This is a genomic window from Pseudarthrobacter sp. S9 (assembly GCF_050156545.1).
GTDB lineage: Bacteria > Actinomycetota > Actinomycetes > Actinomycetales > Micrococcaceae > Arthrobacter.
On sequence record NZ_CP189577.1, the window covers coordinates 145,721 to 166,482 of the forward strand.

Genomic DNA, 20,762 nt, shown 5'->3' on the forward strand with positions numbered 1-20,762 from the left:
ATAGATCCCACGTGCGCGCTGGGCAATGTCGTCGCAGGAGCAACAAACGACGCTATAACGAATCTGGCGAAGTCGATCATGGAGGGCATGAGCCAGATGGTGACCACGTTGTCCACGTTCTGGGTGAGCATGCCGACGGCGAACCTTGCTACCGGGGACGGCGTGACGCCAAGTCCTGTCGTGGGCTTCGTCAATTCCGAACTCGGGTACTGGACGCTGGCGCTGGCGGTGCTGTCCGTCATCCTCGGCGGCACCCGGATGATCTGGGAGCAGCGCGGGGCACCGCTGAAAGACCTCCTCCGGTCCCTGCTGACCCTCACGCTGGTGTCCGGCCTCGGGCTGGCAGTGATCTCCATTCTCGTGATCGCCGCCGACGCGTTCTCCGCCTCGATCATTGACCGCGCAACGGACGGCAAGGGCTTCGCTTCAGCCATGAACATCCTCATCCTGACGAACCAGACCGGGGTCGGGGTCTTCATCCTGATCATCCTCGGCCTCGTGGGCCTGATCGCCTCGCTGGTGCAGATCGTCCTCATGATCGTCCGCGGCGGAATGCTGGTGATCCTGGCCGGCATCCTGCCGACAACGGCAGCCTTCACCAACACGGAGATGGGACGCCAGTGGTTCCAGAAAGCCGTCGGCTGGACCATCGCCTTCATCCTCTACAAGCCCGCCGCGGCCATCGTCTACGCCGTGGCGTTCAAGCTCATGGGCTCCTCCACCGGCAGCAACGTCCTGCTGGGATCCATCACCGGCTTCGCCCTCATGATCGTCGCCCTGCTCGCGCTCCCGGCGCTGATGCGCTTCGTCACGCCCATGGTCGGAGCGGTCGCTTCCGGCTCCGGCGGCGGAGCAGGAGCGATGGTGGGAGCCATGGCCACCGGTGCTGTCTCGATGGGACGCTCCGGCAGCGGACGCGGCAACGCATCCCCCACACCGGCCAGCCAGCCCGGACAGACCGGCGCCAGTGCCCAAGGCAGCAAGGGCGCCGGCGGCAGCAACGGCGGCAACGCCAAACCCACACCTGCCTCAACAGGACCCGGGGGAGCCCCGGGCAAGGGCACCACCGGCAGATCCGGCACCGCCGCGACAGCCGGGGCCGGTGCAGCATCGGGCGCGGCATCGGGTGCGGCGAAGGCCGCCGGACCCGCCGGGCTCGTCGTCGCCGCCGGAGCACAAGTAGCGTCAAGGACCTCTCAGGCCGCACAACAGACCGCGCAGGATTCAACCGGGGAGGGCCCCAGTGGCAACAATTAACACCGAATACAAGGAACCGTCCTACGGCAACTGGCGGGTACCCCGCTCCGCCGGGCTGGGCAGCCTGGGCGCGATCGGCACCGGCATCGTCATGGCCGGCCTGCTGGCCGGCATCATCACCTTCGCGATCGGGGGCCTCGTCGCCGGCCTCGCCGTCCTGGGCACCGCGGGTCTGCTGGTGCTGCTGCTGACGGTCAAGGACAAGCACGGCCAATCCACGGTGGACCGGTTCGCGACCCGGATGAACTTCCGCCTCGCCCGCTCCGGCGGCACCAACCTCTACCGCTCGGGCCCGCTCGGGGTGACCGGGTGGGGCCTGTACCAGCTGCCCGGCCTGGCCGCGAAGTCCCGGCTGTACGAGTTCAACGACTCCTACAACCGCCCCTTCGCCATGCTCCACGTCCCCACCACCAACCACTTCACCGTGATCTTCTCCACCGAACCCGACGGCGCGTCCCTGGTCGACCCGGAACAGGTCGACGCCTGGGTCGCGAACTGGGGCGGCTGGATCGCCGGCCTCGGCGACGAAGCAGGCCTGGAAGCCGCCGCCGTAACCGTGGAGACCGCTCCGGACTCCGGCTACCGGCTCCGCAACGAAGTCGAAATGAACATCCACCCCGACGCCCCGGAGGCCGCGAAGGCGATCCTCCGCGAGGTCGTCCGCACCTACCCGGAAGGCTCGGCCACCGTCCGGGCCTGGGTGTCCCTGACCTTCAGCGCGTCCCTGCGCACCGGGTCCCGGAAACGGGACCCGGAGGACGTCGCCCGTGACCTGGCCTCCCGGATCCCGGGCCTGGGTGCCCGGCTGCAGGCCACCGGCGCCGGGATCGCCCGGCCCATGCCGGCACAGGAACTCTGCGAGGTCGTCCGCATCGCCTACGACCCGCCGGCTGCGCTGATCATTGATGAAGCCCACGCCGCCGGATCCCCGGTCACCCTCACCTGGGGCGAGGTCGGCCCCACCGCCACCCAGGCCGGCTGGGATGACTACCGGCACGACAGCGCGTTCTCCGTGTCCTGGACCATGACCGGGGCCCCGCGCGGCTCGGTGAACTCCTCCGTCCTCTCCCGGCTGCTGGCCCCGCATGGGGACATCGACCGCAAACGCGTCTCCCTGCTGTACCGTCCGATGGATTCGGCCCGGGCGGCCGCCGTCGTCGAACGGGACCAGAACAACGCCAACGTCCGCGTCAGCTCCGGGAACCGTCCCAGCGCCCGCGCCCTGGTCGACGCCCGCTCCGCCGCGCAGACCGCCGCCGAAGAGGCCCAGGGGGCCGGGCTGGTGAACTTCGGCCTGGTCGTCACCGCCACCGTCACCGACGCGGACCGGCTCCCGGACGCGGTCGCCGCCGTCGAACAGACCTCGGGCACCGCGAGAGTACTTTTGCGCCGGGCCTACGGCTCCCAGGACACCGCCTTCGCCGCCTCCCTGCCCCTGGGCCTGGTCCTGCCCAGGCACATCCTTTTGCCCAGCGAGATCAGGGAGGCACTCTAAATGGCCCGCATGAGGCTTTTGCCAGCAAAGACAGTAAAGACGGCGAAGGCCAGGAAGTCCGCCACGGTCCGTGGGCGGGTTCCCGGTTCACGCGGCTGGGGCGGCCGCGGAGGCGGTTCAGCGTCCCTGGTCCCGGCCGTGCGCGAATACCGCGGCACCACGGTGCAGGTCTGCGGGCTCTGGCCGTTCAGCTCGGGCACGTCCTCGCCCATGATCGGCGTCCCTTTGGGCCGGCACGAGGAAACCCAGGCCACGGTCTGCTGTGACCCGATCAGCTGGTTCCAGCGCGCCCACCTCATCTCCAACCCCTCCGCGTTCATCCTCGGGAAACCCGGTCTGGGGAAGTCCACGCTCGTGCGCCGCATGATGCTGGGTCTCTCCGGCCAGGGCGTCCACCCTCTGGTCCTCGGGGACTTGAAGGGCGAGCATGTGGACGCCATCGCCGCGCTCGGCGGACAGGTCATCGAACTGGGCCGGGGACGCGGGTACCTGAACATCCTGGACCCCGGCCAGGCCGTCGAGGCCGCCCGGCTCCTCGAGGAACAGGGCCACCATGACGCGGCGGTCCGGGTCCGTGCCGACGCCCACGGCCGCCGCCTGACCATGGTCGTCTCCCTGATCACCATCAGCCGCAACAACCCGCCGACGGACCAGGAACAGACCATCCTGGACCGCGCCCTGCGCGTCCTCGATGAAACCTTCGACGGCGTCCCGGTTCTGAAAGACCTGCTCGACGTCATCACCGCCGCACCGGACGAGCTGCGCCAGGTCGCCCTGGACCGGGGAGACATGAACGTCTACCTGCAGGAGACCCGGGCCCTGGAAGCCACCCTCCTGGGCCTGACCGGCGGCGGGAAGCTCGGCGAAATCTTCTCCCGACAGACCACCAACCCGATGCGGCGGGACCGCGCGGTCGTGTTCGACGTCTCCAGCATCGACGAGACGGAAACGGACCTGCAGGCCGCCGTGCTGCTGGCGTGCTGGTCCTACGGTTTTGGCACCGTCAACGTCGCCAACGCTCTCGCCGACGCCGGGCTGGAACCGCGCCGGAACTACTTCGTCGTCCTGGATGAGCTGTGGAGGGCACTGCGTGCCGGCAAGGGCATGGTCGACCGGGTCGACGCCCTCACCCGGCTCAACCGCTCCGTCGGCGTCGGGCAGGTCATGATCTCCCACACCATGTCCGACCTCCTCGCGCTCCCGGCAGAGGAGGACCGGATGAAGGCCCGCGGCTTCGTCGAACGCTCCGGCATGGTCATCTGCGCAGGCCTGCCCGCCTCGGAGATGCCTCTGCTGACCGCCGCGATCCCGCTGTCAGGGCAGGAGCAGCAGAAGCTCATCTCCTGGCAGGACCCGCCCGCCTGGGACTCCCGCGGCGGTGACGTCGAGCCCCCTGGACGCGGGAAGTTCCTGATCAAGGTCGGCGGCCGCCCCGGCATCCCCGTCCAGATCGGGCTCACCTCCATCGAGGCGTCCCTGAACGACACCAATAAACGCTGGTTACCGGCGGAAACCCGGCCGCAACCGGAAGCATCTGCCGGGCTCCGGGAAGAGGGTGCGGCATGAGCGCCCCGAACCGCAAAGGAACCGGCCTGGACGACGCGCTGGGGATCTGGCTCGCCATCGGTGCGGCCGTCATTTTTGGCGGCGGTTCCTGGGTCTCCGCGCACCTGGGATCCTGGATGGCCGGCATCGACGCCCCTCCCGCGCACCCGATCGATCTGATCGCCGGACTGGCCAAGGGCCGGGTGCCGTGGCCGGTCCAGTCCACGATCGTGGCCTGCGTCTTGCTTGGCGTGCTGGTCGCCCTGACGGTGACGGTGGTGGTGGTCCGCTCCCGCAGCGCGCACAAGCGCACCCGTGTGGATAAGGCCGCCGTCCACATGGGGCGTGGCAAAGACCTGGATCACCTGGGCACCAAAGGGGCGACGGCCACCGCCGTGCGGCTTGGAGTGGAGAACTCCACGGGTGTGCGCCTCGGCCGCAGTGTCGCCGGGAAGCGCCCGTTGTGGGCTTCCTGGGAGGACATGCTGATCCTCATTGCCGGGCCCCGGACCATGAAGACCACGTCCTACGCCGTCCCGGCGATCCTCGACGCGCCCGGTGCGGTAATTGCCACGTCGAACAAGCGCGACATCGTGGACGTCACCCGTCCGATCCGGTCAGAGGTCGGCGACGTGTGGGTCTTTGACCCGCAGGCCGTCGCGGAAGAACAGCCCAGCTGGTGGTGGAACCCTCTGTCCTACGTCAAGCACGAAGCCACGGCCGGGAACATGGCCCGGCACTTCGCTAACGGCTCCCGCGAGCCAGGGACGAAGCCGGATGCCTACTTCGACCCGGCAGGGCAGAACCTGCTCAAGGCTCTCCTGCTGGCCGCCTCGCTCAACTCCACGCCGATCACGCAGGTCTACACCTGGCTGACCCGCCCGCACGACGAGGCCCCGGCCGACATCCTGCGCACCGCAGGCTATGACCTGCTGGCAGACATGGTTGTTGGCCACATCAGGGAACCGGAAAAGCAGCGGGCCGGCGTCTACGGCACGGCACGCCAGATGGTCTCCTGCCTGACCGACCGCGACGTCAGCCAATGGGTGACACCCCTGCCCGGCACCACGGTGGCCACCGATCCCCGTCCCCGGTTCGTCCCCGAAGAGTTCGTGCGCGGAAAAGGCACGCTCTACAGCCTCTCCCGCGAAGGGGTCGGCACCGCCGGCCCCCTGGTCACCGCCCTGACCGTCGCCGTCGTGGAAGCAGCCGAAAAGTACGCCACCTCCCAGCCCGGCGGCCGGCTCGCGACACCTTTGCTGGGGATCCTGGATGAGGCTGCCAACGTGTGCCGGTGGAAGGCCCTGCCGGACCAGTACAGCCACTACGGCTCCCGCGGCATCATCCTCATGACCATCCTGCAGTCCTGGTCCCAGGGCGTCGAGGTCTGGTCCCTGGAAGGCATGCGGAAACTCTGGTCCGCGTCGAACGTGAAAATCTACGGCGGCGGCGTCTCCGAAGTCGGCTACCTCGACGAGCTCTCCCGCCTGATCGGGCAGTACAGCTACATCAACGTCTCCCGCAGCCACAGCAAAACCGGGTCCTCATCCTCCCGGCAGGAGAACAAGGACGAGATCCTCTCCGTGGCCGACCTGACGGCACTGCCGCGTTTCCGGGCCATTCTACTCGCCTCCGGCGCCCCGGCCACCATGATCGAAACCATTCCGTGGATGAACGGACCCCACGCCCAGAAGGTCAAAGACTCCCTCGCCGCACAGAGAAGGTCCAGCGGGAGCCGGTGACCGTTCCCGCGCACAACCCCTGGACCGATGGGGAGAAGGCGTGAGTGAAGAGTTCGGGGACGCCTTCGGCGACGACGAGGCCCAGTCCACAAGCGGCGGTCAGAGCCATGCCGGGCCTGAGCCTGAGCTGGTCTACTCCGGTGCCGTGGAGTTCTTCGCCGAGCTCCTGGCCCAGTCCTATGTCCGGGAAGTCAACGAAGGGGCGGCCTTCGCCTGGTGCCCCGAATGGTACAAACACCCCGAGGCCCTGATACGGATGGAATCAATCTGGCGGGCCTGGGAACACCTCCGCCTCGATCCCGCCCTCGGGATCAGCACCTGGTGGCTGAACCACGCAGACCCCCACATGCGCATCCTCATGGACAAAGAAGGCGCCTTCAAGAAATGCGCCTACGACGGCCACAAGCCACCCTCTCCGGAAAGGTCAGCCCTCCCGCACGTCGTACCGGAGGCAGGGATCTTCGACTGACAGCGCAGCTGGTCCCGCCAGCGCGATAACTCATGCGCCTTCCAACCGGAGGCATGCGAGACATGTCTATGAGACCCACTGCGTCTGCGAAAGCCAACAGATTAAAATGTCTCCCTACCTTGCCTCGCAGCTGACTCTCACGTTCGATGTAATCAAACAGCGTTGTAAGACAACTCAGAGGCGGAGATGCCCAGGCTGATCGGATATGCGCGGATGTTTGCCAGGTCGTAGCAGGGGGCAGCTTGTGGGGATCGGGCTGCCGGATTGCGGCCGTTCCTCCGTCAGAGCGGCTTTGGCGTGGAAGGTCAGAGCGCCCATGCTTCGTAGCCTTGGACTTTGTCAATCATCTTTCGGGGGCTGTTGCCTTCCTGGGCGAGCCAGAGGACGTTGGAATCCTGCGTGGCGTGGTCAACGCGGCCTATACGAACGGGGTCTCCCTCCCGCCGAATTTCCACTGTTGCTCCGATCAGGTGGTACCAGTCATCACGGCGGATTGCCATGGCGGTTCCTTTCATTGTGGAATTGCTACCAGCCGCGCTCGGCGAGGCGGTGCGGCTGCGGGATCTCGTCGACGTTGATGCCGACCATGGCCTCGCCCAGGCCGCGGGAGGCCTTGGCGATCTCGTCCGGGTCATCGAAGAAGGTGGTGGCCTTCACGACGGCGGCGGCGCGCTGGGCGGGGTTGCCGGACTTGAAGATGCCGGAGCCGACGAACACGCCGTCGGCGCCGAGCTGCATCATCATCGCGGCGTCGGCCGGAGTGGCGATCCCGCCGGCGGTGAACAGGACCACGGGGAGCCTGCCGGACGCGGCAACCTCCTTGACCAGGTCGTACGGGGCCTGCAGCTCCTTCGCGGCGACGTACAGCTCGTCCTCGGCCATGCCGGCGAGCTTCTTGATCTCGGCGCGGATCTGGCGCATGTGGGTGGTGGCGTTGGAGACGTCCCCGGTGCCGGCCTCGCCCTTGGACCGGATCATGGCCGCGCCCTCGTTGATGCGGCGCAGGGCCTCGCCGAGGTTGGTGGCGCCGCAGACGAAGGGAACGGTGAAGTTCCACTTGTCGATGTGGTTGGTGTAGTCGGCCGGGGTCAGGACCTCGGACTCGTCGATGTAGTCCACGCCGAGGGACTGCAGGACCTGGGCCTCGACGAAGTGCCCGATCCGGGCCTTCGCCATGACCGGGACGGAGACGGCCGCGATGATCTTGTCGATCATGTCCGGATCGGACATGCGGGACACGCCGCCCTGCGCGCGGATATCGGCGGGAACGCGTTCCAGCGCCATGACGGCCACGGCACCGGCATCCTCGGCGATGCGGGCCTGCTCGACGTTGACGACGTCCATGATGACGCCGCCCTTGAGCATCTCGGCCATGCCGCGCTTGACGCGGCTGCTGCCCGTGATCCGTGGAAGAGGTATTGGGTGGTTCACGAAGTGTCTCTTTCCTTAGGTCTTGTGGTTCCAGAAGCCGGTGCGGCATAGTCACGATCCGTGCGCCTTTGCTGCCGCGTGGCGAATCTAACGCAGCACTACGGTCCTGTTTCCCTGGAGGATCACGCGTCCCTCGCAGTGCCAGCGGACGGCGTTGGACAGTGCTTTGCACTCGGTATCGCGTCCGGCGGCCACGAGATCGTCGGGCCCGAAGGTGTGGTCCACTTCCACGACTTGCTGGGAGATGATGGGCCCTTCATCGAGCTCGGCGTTGACGTAGTGGGCGGTGGCTCCTACGGTCTTCACGCCCCGGGCGTGCGCCTGGTGGTAGGGCTTCGCACCTTTGAAGCTGGGAAGAAAGGAGTGATGGATGTTGATTGCCCGACCGTCCAGCCGGCGGGTCAGTTCGTCGCTGAGGACCTGCATGTAGCGTGCCAGGACGACCAGTTCGACGTCCAACCGGTCGACGAGTTCAAGGAGGCGTTCTTCGGCCGCAGCCTTGGTATCTGGCGTGACGGGCACATGGAAGAACGGAATCCCGTGCCATTCCACGATCCCTCTGTGATCCGGATGGTTCGAGACGACGCCGACGATATCGATAGGCAGTTCCCCGATGCGTGCCCGGAACAGCAGGTCGTTGAGGCAGTGCTCGAATTTGGAGACCATGATCAGGACCCGCCGTTTCGACCCGTGGCGCCGCAGCTGCCAGTGCATGCCGAATTGTTCGGCTACGGACACGAAGGCATCCCCGAGCGAATCAACGGTGGCGTGGTCCCCGGCCGATCCAAAGTGGATCCGCATGAAGAAGTGGCGGTCCAGCTGTGAGTCGAATTGTTTGCTTTCCAGGATGTCGCAACCCTGTTCCAGCAGGAATCCGGACACTGCGTGGACGATTCCACGCGTTTCCGGGCAGTCGAGTGTCAGAACGTATTCGGGGGCACTGCTATTTGCGGTTTCCACAGTTCAGCACTCGATCACGTTCACGGCGAGGCCTCCGCGGGAGGTTTCCTTGTATTTGGTTTTCATGTCGGCTCCTGTTTCGCGCATGGTCTTGATGGCTTTGTCCAGGGATACCTTGTGGCTGCCGTCGCCGTGGAGGCATAGGCGGGCGGCGTTGATCGCTTTCACGCTGGCGATGGCGTTGCGTTCGATGCAGGGGATCTGCACCAGCCCGCCCACGGGGTCGCAGGTCAGTCCGAGGTTGTGTTCGATCCCGACTTCGGCGGCGTTTTCCACCTGCGCCGGTGTTCCGCCCAAAACCTCGCAGAGCCCGGCCGCGGCCATGGAGCAGGCGGACCCCACTTCGCCCTGGCAGCCGACTTCCGCGCCGGAGATGGAGGCGTTGATCTTGAAGAGAATTCCGACGGCGGCCGCGGTGAGGAGGAAGCGGACGACGCCGTCGTCGTTGGCACCGGGAACGAACTTGACGTAGTAGTGCAGCACGGCCGGGACGATGCCGGCGGCGCCGTTGGTGGGGGCGGTGACGATGCGTCCGCCGGCGGCGTTTTCCTCGTTGACGGCGAGTGCGAAGAGGTTGACCCATTCCATCGCCAGCAGGGGATCAGCGGGGGCCTGGACGGGATCGGGCGTGCCTGCAGCGGTGGCGGCCGAAGCGGCGAGGGTCCGGAACAGTGAGGGTGCGCGCCGTTTGACGTTCAGGCCACCGGGCAGGATGCCTTCGGCAGCGCAGCCGTTGTCCACGCATTCGCGCATGACAGCCCAGAGGCCCAGCAGCTTCCCGCGGAGTTCCGCTTCGCTGCGCCAGACCAGCTCGTTGGCGAGCATCACGTCGGAGATGGACATGCCTTCACGGCGGCAGATTTCCAGGAGCTCATCGGCAGTGGTGAACGGGTAGGGGAGGACGGTGGCGTCGGCCACGACTCTGTCGGCGCCTTCCGCGTCGCCGTCCACCACGAAGCCGCCGCCAATGGAGTAGTAGCTGCGTTCGCTGAGCACTGCCCCGGTGTGGTCCAGCGCCCGGAAAGTCATGCCGTTGGGGTGGGCCGGGAGGGACTTGCGCCGGTGCAGCACGACGTCTTCGTCCCAGTTGAAGTCCACCCGGTGGTCGCCGTCTATCCACAGTTCGGCGTCAAGGGCGGCTGCCGCAACCTGGTCATCTGCCGTGGCCGTGTCCACCGTTTCCGGGTCCAGGCCTTGGAGCCCGAGGACCACGGCTTTGTCCGAGCCGTGGCCCCGGCCGGTGGCGCCGAGGGAGCCGAACAGTTCGGCCTGCACCCGGACTGTGGCCGGCAGTTGGCCTTCCTCGCTCAGCCCGTTGGCAAACCGTTTGGCTGCCCGCATCGGGCCGACCGTGTGGGAGGAGGACGGCCCGATGCCAACGGAGAACAGGTCCAGGACGCTGAGTGCCATTACGGGACCTCGGGAGAGGCGTATTCGCGCATGGCGTCGAGGAGCCAGCGGCCCAGGAAGTATGCGAAGGAGGCACGCGGGAAGATGCGGTAGCTCTCGTCTCCGGTTTTCCAGAGGATGGCGGGGATGTTGCCGATCTCGGTGGACAGCGCGGTGCCGGTCTTCAGGACACGGGGGTGGAGGTCCAGGGAGCATCCCTTTTCCAGCGCGGCCCGGGCCCGTGGGCCCTTGAGTTCGAACGTGGTGCGGTTGGCAGAGAGGTCCACGACCTGGCCTTCGCCGTCGCCTAAGGCCGAGCGCAGTGCCTGGATGAGATTGCCGCCGAGGGATTCGTGGGCTTCGGTGGGTGCCACGACGAGGAATTCCTCGGGTCCCATCCAGAGCACGGCGGTGTCGCCGGTGCCGCGGACGTCTCCTGACCTTGGGGGCAGCCCTCCGGTGACGGAGGAGATTCGCATTCCTGCTTCGGTGTCCGGGTCAACCCTGACGCCGACCATGGTTAGGAATTGCACCTCGCTCAGCTTCACCGCGCCCGTAACGGACCCTGATTCAAAGGCCGCTCTCAGGATTGAGGCGGGGCTTTGCCGGGCATTCCGGATCTGTTTTGAGTTTTCGAGTGCTGCTGTTTCAGCCATCTTTGCGGGTCCCTTCGGGGTCAAAAAGTACGGTTTCGGCGACGACAACGTCAACCAGCTGGTTCCCGGCGGCGGCCACGAGGGTCTCGCCGATGCGGTTGCGGCCGTTCTGGATCAGGGCCAGGGCGAAGGAACGGCCCAGGGCGGCGCTGTGGTAGCTGGAGGTCACGAACCCCTGCATGGGCACGGAGCCGTAGGCGGGGTTGACGGTGATGCCCTTTTCCACGAGCTGCGTGCCTTCGGGCAGGCGGATCGTTCCGTCCACCGGGAGCACGCTGACCAGGTGCTTGCGGTCGGTGCGGACGGCGTCCGTGCGGTTGTAGGAGCGCTTGCCGATGAAGTCCTTGGCCTTGGAGACGACCCATTCCATGCCGGCGTCCTGCGGGGTGACGGTCCCGTCGGTGTCCTGCCCGACGATCGGGTAGCCCTTTTCGGCACGCAGCACGTGCATGGTTTCGGTGCCGTACGGGGTGATGTTGAACTCCGCACCGGCGGCGGCCACGGCTTCCCAGGTGGTGAGCCCGTACCAGGACGGCACATTGATCTCGTACGCCAGTTCGCCGGAGAAGGAGATGCGGCAGATGCGCGCCTGCACTCCGGAGGCCAGCGTGGTCTCCCGGAAGGTCATGAACGGGAACGCCTCGGCATCCAGACCGCCGTCGGCGGCCAGCTGCGGGGCGAGCTTGGCAATCACGGCCCGGGACTTGGGGCCGACGACGGCGATGGTGGTCCACTGTTCCGTCACGGAGGTGCAGTGCACGTCCAGTTCGGGCCACTCGGTCTGGTGCCATTCCTCCAGCCAGTCCAGCACCTTGGCGGCGCCGCCGGTGGTGGTGGTCATGAAGTACCGGTCCTCGTCCAGGCGCAGGGTCACGCCGTCGTCGAAGATCATGCCGTCCGGGGTGCACATGACGCCGTAGCGGGCCGATCCCGGCGCGAGCTTCTTGAAGGCGTTGGTGTAGACGCGGTTCAGGAATTCGCCGGCGTCCTTGCCCCGGATCTCGATCTTGCCCAGGGTGGTGGCGTCCATGAAGCCCACGGAGCCGCGGACGGCGGCGCATTCCCGCAGGACCGCGGTGTCCATGTCCTCGCCGGCCTGCGGGTAGTACCAGGGGCGCTTCCACTGTCCGACGTCCTCGAACAGGGCTCCCCGGGCGACGTGCCACGGGTGGATGGACGTCTTGCGGGCGGGGTCGAAGAGCTCGCCGCGCTGGCGTCCGGCCAGGGCTGCGAAGGCCACGGGGGTGAACGGGGCACGGTAGGTGGTGGTGCCGATGTCGCCGATCCCGCGGGATGCTTCGCCGGCCTGGCGGAGGGCCGCGGCGATGACGCCGATGGCGTTGACGCCGGAGGTCTTGCCCTGGTCGTTGGCGGTGCTGATGGAGGTGTAGCGCTTGATGTGTTCCACGGACCGCATGCCCGCCCCGGTGGAGCGCAGGACGTCGGCCACCGACTGGTCGCGCTGGAAGTCGACGAAGTGGTGGTGCCAGTCTTCCGGCGTACCGGACTGACCAGGCACCAGCCACAGCTGCCGGGTCGGGGCGGACGCCGTCGGCTCGCTGATGACGGTCGGCTGCGTAACAGACGCGAAGCCGGCGGCGATGCCGGCCGCTGCTCCGGCGGAGATGCCTTCGGCCAGGCAGTCCTCGAGTTCGAAGCTGCCGCGGCCGGAGCCGACGATCTGCTGGTTCGGGACCACGGTGCTCGGCACGAAGGCCGCCAGGTCATCATCCCAGCGCAGCTTTCCCTGCCGCTGCGAGTGGAGGTGCACCAGCGGACTCCAGCCGCCGGAGACGGCCAGCAGGTCGCAGGCGATCTCTTCGATACCGGAGGTGAGTGCGCCGTCGTCGTTGATGCTGCGGACGGTCACGCTGCCCAGCCGGCCGTCGGCGGACTCAGAAGCGGCGGTGTCCGCGACGGCGCTGCCGATCAGCACCCGCGTGCCGGATTCGACGGCGGCAACAGCCACGTCCGAGAGGCGCGGACGGGCGTCGATGACGGCCGCGACGGTGACGCCGGCAGTGCGCAGGTCAGCAGCCAGGGCGTAGGCGCTGTCGTTACTGGTGCTGATGACAACGCGCTGCCCGGCTGCCACCGCGTAGCGGTTGAGGTAGCTGCGGACGGCAGAAGCCAGCATGATGCCGGGGCGGTCGTTGTTCTCGAAGACCAGCGGGCGTTCGTGGGCGCCGGGGGCCAGCACCACCTGGTTGGCGCGGATGTGCCAGATCCGCTGGCGGGACACGCCGGGCGCGGCCGGGCTGGAGAGGTGGTCGGTGCGGTTCTGAACGGCGATGACGTAGTTGGCGTCGTAGGCGCCGAAGGCGGTGGTGCGGTTCAGCACGGTGCATTCCGCCGCCGAGATCAGTTCGGCTTCCACGCCCTCCACCCATTCCAGCGCCGGCTTGCCTTCAATAGCCTCAGCCAGTTCCGGCGCAGTGGATCCGGACAGGAGCGTTCCGCCCAGTTCGGGCTGATCGTCCAGAAGCATCACGCGGGCACCGGTGCGCACGGCCTCGCGGGCGGCGGCCAGGCCTGCCGGGCCGCCACCAATCACCAGGATGTCCGTGTGGACGTACTTCTTGTCGTACTCGGCGCGGTCATCCTCCGGGTCCAGGCGGCCCAGGCCGTTGAGCAGGTCCGCCTTCAGGCCGTCCACCAGGGTGACCGTGGTGGCGGGGAGCATGGACTCGGCCACGTGCCCGGGGAAACGCGGGGCGAGCCTGACCAGGGCGTTGGCTTCCTCCACCCCGGCGGACATGATGCCGCGGGGCCGGTTCTCGTAGAGGGAGTTGCCGGCGGCGATCCGGCCGTTGGCCAGCAGGGCCGAGGCGAGTGTGTCGCCGGGGTGGCCGGTGAATTCCTCGCCGTTCACGGTGAAACGCCAGGAGATGCTGCGGTCGATGCGTCCGCCGGCGGCGAGGCGGGCGTTCTGGGAAGTCACTTGGTTGCTCCTTCCGGGGCGGGGGTGCTGGAAGCGGTGCTGGTTGCGGAGATGCTGGGCGCGGTGTTCCCGGTGGTGGTGCTGTCAGCGCCGGTGCTCGCGGTGCCGGATTCTGCCGCTGCCGGGATGGCCGTTGCAGGCCGGGGTGTGCCCATCGGGTAGACGGCCTGGATGTCGTAGCTGACGGTGTCGCGGAGCATGTTGAACCATTGCCGGCAGCCGGTGCTGTGGACCCAGCGCTCGGCGAAGGCACCCTTGGTGTTGTCACGGTAGAACAGGTACTCGGCCCATTCGCGGTCGGTGAGCTCTGCCGGGTTGGCGGGGTAGGCCACGTGGGCCTGTCCGCCGTAGTGGAATTCTGTTTCGTCCCGGGGGCCGCAGTTGGGGCAGGGGATCAGGAGCATGTCCTTACCTCTTTCTAGTGGGCCACGGCGGCGGCGCCGTGTTCGTCGATCAGGGCACCGGTTTCGAAGCGTTCCAGTGCGAAGGGCTTGTTGAGCTGGTGCGGGGCGCCGGTGGCGATGGTGTGCGCGAACGTCATGCCGGCAGCCGGGGTGCCCTTGAACCCGCCGGTTCCCCAGCCGCAGTTGACGAACATGTTCTCCACCGGGGTGGTGCCCACGATCGGCGAGGCGTCCATGGTGGTGTCCACGATCCCGCCCCAGGTCCGGAGCACGTGGGCCCGGGCGAAGATCGGGAAGAGCTCCACGGCGGCCGCCATCTGCTCCTCGATGACGTGGAAGGAGCCGCGCTGTCCGTAGCCGTTGTAGGAGTCCACGCCGGCGCCCATGACCAGTTCGCCCTTGTGCGCCTGGGAGACGTAGACGTGGACGTGGTTCGACATGACGACGGTGGGGTGGACCGGTTCGTGCAGTTCGGACACCAGGGCCTGGAGCGGGTGGGACTGGATGGGGAGCCGGAACCCGGCCATCTCGGCCAGCACGCTGCTGTGTCCTGCGGCGCAGAGACCGACCTTTTCGGTGTGGATGGTGCCGCGGCTGGTCTTGACGCCCACGACGCGGTTCCCTTCCTTGAGGAAGCCGGTGACCTCGCAGTTCTGGATGATGTCCACGCCGAGCTCGTCGCACTTGCGGGCGAAGGCCCACGCGACGTGGTCATGCTTGGCGATGCCGGCCCGCGGCTGGTAGGTGGCACCCATCACGGGGTAGCGGATGTTGTCGCTGGTGTTCAGGATGGGGCAGAGTTCCTTGACCTGGCCCGGGTCCAGCCATTCGGCGTCCACGCCGTTGAGCTTGTTGGCCCCGACGCGGCGCATGCTTTCGCGGACATCTCCCAGGGTGTGGGCCAGGTTCATGACCCCGCGCTGGCTGAACAGGAAATCGTACTCGAGTTCCTCCGGCAGGATCTCCCACAGCTTCAGGGCGTGCTCATAGATCGCCGCGCTCTCATCCCAGAGGTAGTTGGAGCGGATGATGGTGGTGTTCCGGGCCATGTTGCCGCCGGCGAGCCAGCCTTTTTCCAGGATGGCGATGTTCGTCATCCCGTGGTTCTTCGCCAGATAGTAGGCGGTCGCCAGCCCGTGCCCGCCGCCGCCGACAATCACGGCGTCGTAGGAGGACTTGGGCTCCGGGTTGCGCCACAGGAAGTCGGGGTGTTCCGGCAGATGTTCCGTGGTCATTGTGCTGCTCCAATCAGTTCTGCCTCAAGCCCGGTTGCCTTGTCGCCAAGGTGCGGGTAGAGGGGGAATCGTGCCGCCAGGGCGGCCACGCGCCCGCGGAGCCCGGCGGCGGTTTCGTCGCTGAGCTCGTTGTTGGTGGCCGGTGCGATGAGCGCCGCTGCGATGATGTCCGCCACCTCGGTGAACTCCGCGGCGCCGAAGCCGCGGGTAGCCAGGGCGGGGGTCCCGATCCGCAGGCCCGAGGAGACCATGGGTGGGCGGGGGTCAAACGGAACCGCGTTCCGGTTCACGGTGATGCCGATCCGGTGCAGCCTGTCTTCGGCCTGCTGCCCGTCCAGCTCGGAGTGCCGCAGGTCCACCAGGACCAGGTGCACATCCGTGCCGCCATTGACCACCGAGATCCCTGCCGCCGCGACGTCATCGCGCAGGAGCCGGGACGCAAGGGTCCGGGCGCCTTCGAGCGTGCGCTCCTGGCGTTCCTTGAACTCCGCCGAGGCCGCGATCTTGAAGGCAACGGCCTTGGCCGCGATCACGTGTTCCAGCGGCCCGCCCTGCTGCCCCGGGAACACGGCGCTGTTGATCTTGCGGGCGTACTCCTCCTTGCTCAGGATCACGCCGCCGCGCGGCCCGCCGAGGGTCTTGTGCGTGGTGGTGGTGACGATATCGGCATACGGCACCGGGTTCGGGTGCAGCCCCGCGGCCACGAGTCCAGCGAAGTGCGCCATGTCCACCATCAGGTAGGCGCCCACGAGATCCGCGATCCGGCGGAACTCGGCGAAATCCAGCTGCCGGGAATAGGCCGACCAGCCGGCAACGATCATCTTGGGGCGGTGCTCAAGCGCAAGGGCCTCGACTTCAGCCATGTCGACCAGGTGATTGTGCTCGCTCACGTGGTAGGGGACCACGGTGTAGAGCTTGCCGGAGAAGTTGATGCGCATCCCGTGGGTGAGGTGCCCGCCGTGCGCAAGGGAGAGTCCCATGATCGTGTCGCCCGGTTCCAGGAGGGCAAACATCGCGGCCGCATTGGCCTGGGCGCCCGAATGGGGCTGCACGTTCGCCGCTTCCGCGCCGAACAGGGCCTTCACCCGGTCGATCGCCAGCTGTTCAATGACATCGACGTGCTCGCAGCCGCCGTAGTAGCGCTTGCCCGGGTAGCCCTCCGCGTACTTATTGGTCAACACCGATCCCTGGGCCTCCATGACCGAGGCGGGGGCGAAATTCTCGGACGCAATCATCTCCAGGGTGGACTGCTGACGTTCCAGCTCGTGGTCAATGGCCCGCTTGACTTCAGCGTCGACGCTGGCCAGGGGTTCATTCAGGGTGCCCGTCATGGCGGCCTCTTTCGGTTCAAGGAAACTCATACATGAATGCAACAGTGTTGCGTTGAATGCAACTCTAGAACGCAGAAGGTGTTGCGTCAATCACTTTTCCGCGCGTGGGGATGGAAAGAAATTCTTCTTGCGGATTATCCATGAGGTCTTGACTGTGTTTCAGGTCACGCATAGTCTGATGCAACAGCGTTGCGTTCAATGCAACCCAAATTTTCATTGGTGGACATATGAGTAACGAACCAAACCCAGCGGCAACCATTCCGGGCAGTAAGTCACGACGGGCTCCGGACCCGGCAGCCCCACACCCTCCGACGGCCGGCGTGTCCGGCCCTGGCGGGGGACACCCCGTGGTCAGCAAGGAAACCCGGCGGCGGGTGATCGCCGCCAGCTTCATCGGGAACTTCGTCGAATGGTTTGACTACGCGGTGTACGGCTACCTGGCCGCAACAATCGCCTCGGTCTTCTTCCCCGAATCCAATCCCCAGACCGGGCTGCTGCTGACTTTCGCCCTGTTCGCAATCTCGTTCCTGGTGCGGCCACTCGGCGGTTTCGTGTGGGGCCACATCGGCGACCGGGTCGGGCGCCGGAATGCGCTCTCCCTGTCAATCCTGATCATGTCCGGAGCGACGTTCTGCATCGCACTGATCCCGGGGTTCAACTCCATCGGCATCTGGGCTCCCATCCTGCTCCTGGTGGTGCGCGTCGCGCAGGGCTTCTCCGCGTCAGGTGAATACGCGGGCGCGTCCGCCTTCCTGGTGGAGTACGCCCCCGCCAACAAGCGCGGCCTGTACGCCGCCGTCGTACCCGCCAGCACGGCCGCAGGCCTGCTGCTCGGCTCCCTGCTCGCGGGCCTGCTGACCACCCTGCTCAGCGCCGAGGCCATGCAAAGCTGGGGCTGGCGCCTGCCGTTCCTGCTCGCAGCCCCGATGGGCCTGATCGGACGCTACATCCGCACCAAGCTCGAAGACACCCCGGTGTTCCGCGAACTGGCAGAAGAGGACCACGCCATCAAGGCACCGGTATCCAGCCTGTTCCGCAAGCACTGGCGGCTGCTGCTAAAGGCGGTCGGAGCAGTGCTGCTCAACGCCGTCGGCTTCTACGTGATCCTCAGCTACATGCCCACGTACCTGTCCTCGGAACTGGGCCTCGGGAAAACCGAATCCTTCCTGGCCACCACCATCGCGCTGGTGACGTACATCGGGTTCATCTTCCTGACCGGAATGCTCTCGGACCGCTACGGCCGGAAAAAGGTCCTCATCGCCGCATCCATCACCTTCATCGTGCTGACCGTGCCTGCCTTCGCCCTGCTCGGCACGGGGAACTTCCTGGTCATCGTCCTCGTCCAGATCCTGCTGGGCGGCATGCTCACACTCAATGACGGCACACTCCCGAGCTTCCTGGCCGAAATGTTCCCCACCCGCGTCCGCTACAGCGGCTTCGCCGTCAGCTTCAACCTCTCCAACGCCCTCTTCGGCGGCACCGCACCCTTCATGGCCACCCTCCTGATCGCCGCCACGCACAACAACCTGGCTCCCGCCTGGTACCTGGTCGCTGCCGCAGTCATCTCCCTGATTGCCGTCATCGTGTCCCGGGAAACCAGCAAGGAACCACTGACCCACGAGTAGATCAGTCTCTTCAACTTTCCTCACGAAAAGAACAGCACTGCAGAAAGGCACCACCCTAATGACCAGCACCACATCCGCCACCGCTTCGTCCATCGCCGAACTGGAGCGACTGAAAGTCCTGCACAACGGGCAGAAGGAAAAGCTGACCTTCTCGAACGCCGAGTTTGAGCGCCGGCTCGGCGGATTGCGCCGGATCATGGAGGAGAAGGATCTGGACGCCGTCGTCCTGACCAGCTACCACTCCATCAAGTACTACTCCGACTTCCTGTTCACCTACTTCGGCCGCTCCTACGCCATGGTGGTCACCAAGGACGACACCGTGACGGTCACGGCGAACATCGACGCCGGCATGCCGTGGCGCCGCAGCTACGGCGACAACGTCGTCTACACCGACTGGCGCCGGGACAACTACATCTTCGCCATTCAGGAAGCCCTCCGCACCCGCGGCATTTCCGTCCGCCGGCTCGGCGTCGAAGACGATTCGCTCCCGCTGGACAACCGCAACAAGATCCAGGCGGCCTTCGCCGGGGCCACCCTGGTGGACGTGGCGCAGGCCGCCATGCGCCAGCGGATGATCAAGTCGGCCGAGGAGATCGAGGTCATCAAGCACGGTGCCCGGATCGGGGACCTGGGCGGCGAGGCCATCCGCAACGCCATCACCGCCGGGATCACCGAGTACGAGGTCGCCCTGATCGGCACCGAAGCCATGGTCCACGAAATCGCCCGGACCTTCCCGGATTCGGAAATCCGTGACACCTGGGTATGGTTCCAGTCCGGCATCAACACCGACGGCGCCCACAACTGGGCCACCACGCGGAAGATCCAGGAACACGATATCCTGTCCCTGAACTGCTTCCCGATGACCTCCGGCTACTACACCGCACTGGAGCGCACCCTGTTCTACGGCGAACCCGACGCCCGCTCCCTGGAGCTGTGGAACATCAACGTGGAAGTCCACAAGCGCGGACTCGAGCTCATCAAGCCCGGCGCTGTCTGCAAGGACATCGCCGCCGAGCTGAACGAGATCTACGTGGGCCACGGGCTGCTGGCCAACCGGACCTTCGGATACGGACACTCCTTCGGCGTCCTGAGCCACTACTACGGCCGGGAGGCCGGACTGGAGCTCCGCGAGGACATCGACACCGTGCTGGAGCCCGGCATGGTGGTCTCGATGGAACCCATGATCACAGTCCTGGACGGTGCGCCCGGCGCCGGCGGCTACCGTGAGCACGACATCCTGGTGGTGGGTGAGGACGGAGCCGAGAACATCACCAAGTTCCCCTTCGGCCCCGAGTACAACATCATCAGCGCCTGACCGTCCCCTGAACCGCACACCATAGCCCGCAAACCCTAGCCCGCAAGGAAGCGGCGCCACGTCCAACGTGGCGCCGCTTTTCGGCTCCCATACGGAATGATGGTGTATATCATGACTCCAGCAGAATCTCCTGACACCAACGGAAACGGCGACACCAAGGGCACCTCCGTCATCGTCAACGCCATCGCCGTCCTGCGGACCTTCACGGCAGACGAACCATTGCTCGGCGTCACCGAGATTGCCAACAGGGTCGGCCTGCACAAAAGCACCGTTTCCCGGATCCTGTCCACCTTTGAACAGGAACGCCTGGTGGAACGGGACCCGGAAACGCGCCGTTTCCGTCTCGGTCTGGGGCTGATCGCCGTCGCCGGCCCGTTACTCGCGGAACTGGAAGAACGGCGCGTGGCATACCCGGTCCTGCGTGAACTCACCGAACAGACCGGCGAGACCAGCGCCCTCATGGTGTGGAACGGCACCGAATCGATGTGCGTGGAACAGATCGCCAGCCATCACCAGATCAAACACACCACCCCGCTCGGCGCGCGCTACAAGGACGCCATGAGCTCCTCCGTGCAGGTCTTCCTCTCCGCCGAAACCGCCGAACGTGTCCGTGCCCTGCTGCGCAGCGGAGCCATCACCTATCCGGGACTGGATGACACCAGCCTCGAGGCGTACCAGATCAGGCTTAAGGATGTGAACCGTCGTGGCTGGGCCATCAACTACGGCGAATCCTCCATCGACGAAGTGGGCGTGGCCGCACCCGTCTACGACCACCGCGGCGACATCGTGGCCGCCGTGCTGATCCCGGCCCCCCGGTTCCGCGTCTCGCGGGAACGACTGCAAAGTCTGGGAGAAGCATGCGCAGCCGCGGCGCACCTGGTCACCTCACGCCTCGGCGGACGTGCTCCCAGGAACACCGAAAAAAGCAACCAAAGCTAGGTTTGCCGAGCACTAGGTTTGCCTAGCA

Annotated in this window: 17 protein-coding genes; 8 read left to right on the forward strand and 9 right to left on the reverse strand. The window is 66.5% G+C overall.

Annotation, left to right across the window (positions count from 1 at the left end):
• Positions 1-87: 87 nt before the first annotated feature.
• Genes ACQCSY_RS22730 through ACQCSY_RS22750 form a run of 5 tightly spaced genes read left to right on the forward strand, consistent with a single transcriptional unit; the run spans position 88 to position 6,508 of the window.
• Positions 88-1,257 (forward strand): hypothetical protein, encoded by a 1,170-nt coding sequence (locus ACQCSY_RS22730; RefSeq protein ID WP_427136573.1) that lies wholly within the window; start codon positions 88-90, stop codon positions 1,255-1,257.
• Positions 1,244-2,752 (forward strand): SCO6880 family protein, encoded by a 1,509-nt coding sequence (locus ACQCSY_RS22735; protein WP_427136574.1) that lies wholly within the window; start codon positions 1,244-1,246, stop codon positions 2,750-2,752. Before ACQCSY_RS22730 ends, ACQCSY_RS22735 begins: the two co-directional genes overlap by 14 nt.
• Positions 2,753-4,318 (forward strand): helicase HerA domain-containing protein, encoded by a 1,566-nt coding sequence (locus tag ACQCSY_RS22740; protein WP_427136575.1) that lies wholly within the window; start codon positions 2,753-2,755, stop codon positions 4,316-4,318. It abuts the gene before it with no gap.
• Positions 4,315-6,039, forward strand: a complete 1,725-nt coding sequence (locus ACQCSY_RS22745; protein WP_427136576.1) for a type IV secretory system conjugative DNA transfer family protein — start codon at positions 4,315-4,317, stop codon at positions 6,037-6,039. Before ACQCSY_RS22740 ends, ACQCSY_RS22745 begins: the two co-directional genes overlap by 4 nt.
• A gap of 40 nt (positions 6,040-6,079) precedes the next feature.
• A complete protein-coding gene (locus ACQCSY_RS22750; protein ID WP_211878343.1) occupies positions 6,080-6,508 on the forward strand; it encodes a DUF4913 domain-containing protein in 429 nt (142 codons plus the stop codon).
• 305 nt (positions 6,509-6,813) lie between these two features.
• Here the strand turns inward: ACQCSY_RS22750 and ACQCSY_RS22755 are convergent, their stop codons facing one another.
• The 9 genes from ACQCSY_RS22755 to glyA form a co-directional block, all read right to left on the reverse strand.
• Entirely contained in the window at positions 6,814-7,008 is a 195-nt protein-coding gene (locus ACQCSY_RS22755) for a hypothetical protein (RefSeq protein ID WP_211878344.1), read from the reverse strand.
• Between the two features lie 25 nt (positions 7,009-7,033).
• Entirely contained in the window at positions 7,034-7,939 is a 906-nt protein-coding gene (gene pdxS, locus ACQCSY_RS22760) for a pyridoxal 5'-phosphate synthase lyase subunit PdxS (RefSeq protein WP_307857026.1), read from the reverse strand.
• A gap of 87 nt (positions 7,940-8,026) precedes the next feature.
• Entirely contained in the window at positions 8,027-8,899 is an 873-nt protein-coding gene (purU, locus tag ACQCSY_RS22765; protein WP_211878345.1) for a formyltetrahydrofolate deformylase, read from the reverse strand.
• Positions 8,900-8,902: 3 nt separating this feature from the next.
• Positions 8,903-10,309 (reverse strand): L-serine ammonia-lyase, encoded by a 1,407-nt coding sequence (locus ACQCSY_RS22770; protein ID WP_211878346.1) that lies wholly within the window; start codon positions 10,307-10,309, stop codon positions 8,903-8,905.
• Positions 10,309-10,944 (reverse strand): sarcosine oxidase subunit gamma, encoded by a 636-nt coding sequence (locus tag ACQCSY_RS22775; protein WP_427136577.1) that lies wholly within the window; start codon positions 10,942-10,944, stop codon positions 10,309-10,311. Before ACQCSY_RS22775 ends, ACQCSY_RS22770 begins: the two co-directional genes overlap by 1 nt.
• Entirely contained in the window at positions 10,937-13,885 is a 2,949-nt protein-coding gene (locus tag ACQCSY_RS22780) for a sarcosine oxidase subunit alpha family protein (protein WP_427136578.1), read from the reverse strand. The genes ACQCSY_RS22775 and ACQCSY_RS22780 overlap by 8 nt, the downstream gene beginning before the upstream one ends.
• Entirely contained in the window at positions 13,882-14,289 is a 408-nt protein-coding gene (locus ACQCSY_RS22785) for a sarcosine oxidase subunit delta (RefSeq protein ID WP_211878350.1), read from the reverse strand. Before ACQCSY_RS22785 ends, ACQCSY_RS22780 begins: the two co-directional genes overlap by 4 nt.
• A gap of 14 nt (positions 14,290-14,303) precedes the next feature.
• Positions 14,304-15,524: a sarcosine oxidase subunit beta family protein gene (locus ACQCSY_RS22790; RefSeq protein ID WP_211878368.1), complete on the reverse strand. Its 1,221-nt coding sequence runs from the start codon at positions 15,522-15,524 to the stop codon at positions 14,304-14,306.
• Positions 15,521-16,855, reverse strand: a complete 1,335-nt coding sequence (gene glyA, locus ACQCSY_RS22795) for a serine hydroxymethyltransferase (protein WP_211878374.1) — start codon at positions 16,853-16,855, stop codon at positions 15,521-15,523. The genes ACQCSY_RS22790 and glyA overlap by 4 nt, the downstream gene beginning before the upstream one ends.
• Positions 16,856-17,082: 227 nt before the next feature.
• Between glyA and ACQCSY_RS22800 the strand changes: the two genes are divergently transcribed.
• From ACQCSY_RS22800 to ACQCSY_RS22810, 3 genes are all read left to right on the forward strand, one after another.
• Entirely contained in the window at positions 17,083-18,480 is a 1,398-nt protein-coding gene (locus ACQCSY_RS22800) for an MFS transporter (protein ID WP_211878370.1), read from the forward strand.
• Between the two features lie 58 nt (positions 18,481-18,538).
• A complete protein-coding gene (locus tag ACQCSY_RS22805) occupies positions 18,539-19,795 on the forward strand; it encodes an aminopeptidase P family protein (protein ID WP_211878372.1) in 1,257 nt (418 codons plus the stop codon).
• 111 nt (positions 19,796-19,906) lie between these two features.
• Complete coding sequence (locus tag ACQCSY_RS22810; protein WP_427136579.1) at positions 19,907-20,734, forward strand: IclR family transcriptional regulator; 828 nt, start codon at positions 19,907-19,909, stop codon at positions 20,732-20,734.
• The last annotated feature ends 28 nt before the right edge of the window (positions 20,735-20,762 follow it).

What these genes read in the sequence shown, in the direction of transcription:
- glyA (WP_211878374.1), bottom strand. Translation starts at nt 16,855, where the DNA reads ATGACGGGCACCCTGAATGAACCCCTGGCCAGCGTCGACGCTGAAGTC.
- ACQCSY_RS22775 (WP_427136577.1), bottom strand. Translation starts at nt 10,944, where the DNA reads ATGGCTGAAACAGCAGCACTCGAAAACTCAAAACAGATCCGGAATGCC.
- ACQCSY_RS22800 (WP_211878370.1), top strand. Translation starts at nt 17,083, where the DNA reads ATGAGTAACGAACCAAACCCAGCGGCAACCATTCCGGGCAGTAAGTCA.
- ACQCSY_RS22785 (WP_211878350.1), bottom strand. Translation starts at nt 14,289, where the DNA reads ATGCTCCTGATCCCCTGCCCCAACTGCGGCCCCCGGGACGAAACAGAA.
- ACQCSY_RS22745 (WP_427136576.1), top strand. Translation starts at nt 4,315, where the DNA reads ATGAGCGCCCCGAACCGCAAAGGAACCGGCCTGGACGACGCGCTGGGG.
- ACQCSY_RS22790 (WP_211878368.1), bottom strand. Translation starts at nt 15,524, where the DNA reads ATGACCACGGAACATCTGCCGGAACACCCCGACTTCCTGTGGCGCAAC.
- ACQCSY_RS22755 (WP_211878344.1), bottom strand. Translation starts at nt 7,008, where the DNA reads ATGGCAATCCGCCGTGATGACTGGTACCACCTGATCGGAGCAACAGTG.
- ACQCSY_RS22770 (WP_211878346.1), bottom strand. Translation starts at nt 10,309, where the DNA reads ATGGCACTCAGCGTCCTGGACCTGTTCTCCGTTGGCATCGGGCCGTCC.
- ACQCSY_RS22740 (WP_427136575.1), top strand. Translation starts at nt 2,753, where the DNA reads ATGGCCCGCATGAGGCTTTTGCCAGCAAAGACAGTAAAGACGGCGAAG.
- ACQCSY_RS22730 (WP_427136573.1), top strand. Translation starts at nt 88, where the DNA reads ATGAGCCAGATGGTGACCACGTTGTCCACGTTCTGGGTGAGCATGCCG.
- ACQCSY_RS22805 (WP_211878372.1), top strand. Translation starts at nt 18,539, where the DNA reads ATGACCAGCACCACATCCGCCACCGCTTCGTCCATCGCCGAACTGGAG.
- ACQCSY_RS22810 (WP_427136579.1), top strand. Translation starts at nt 19,907, where the DNA reads ATGACTCCAGCAGAATCTCCTGACACCAACGGAAACGGCGACACCAAG.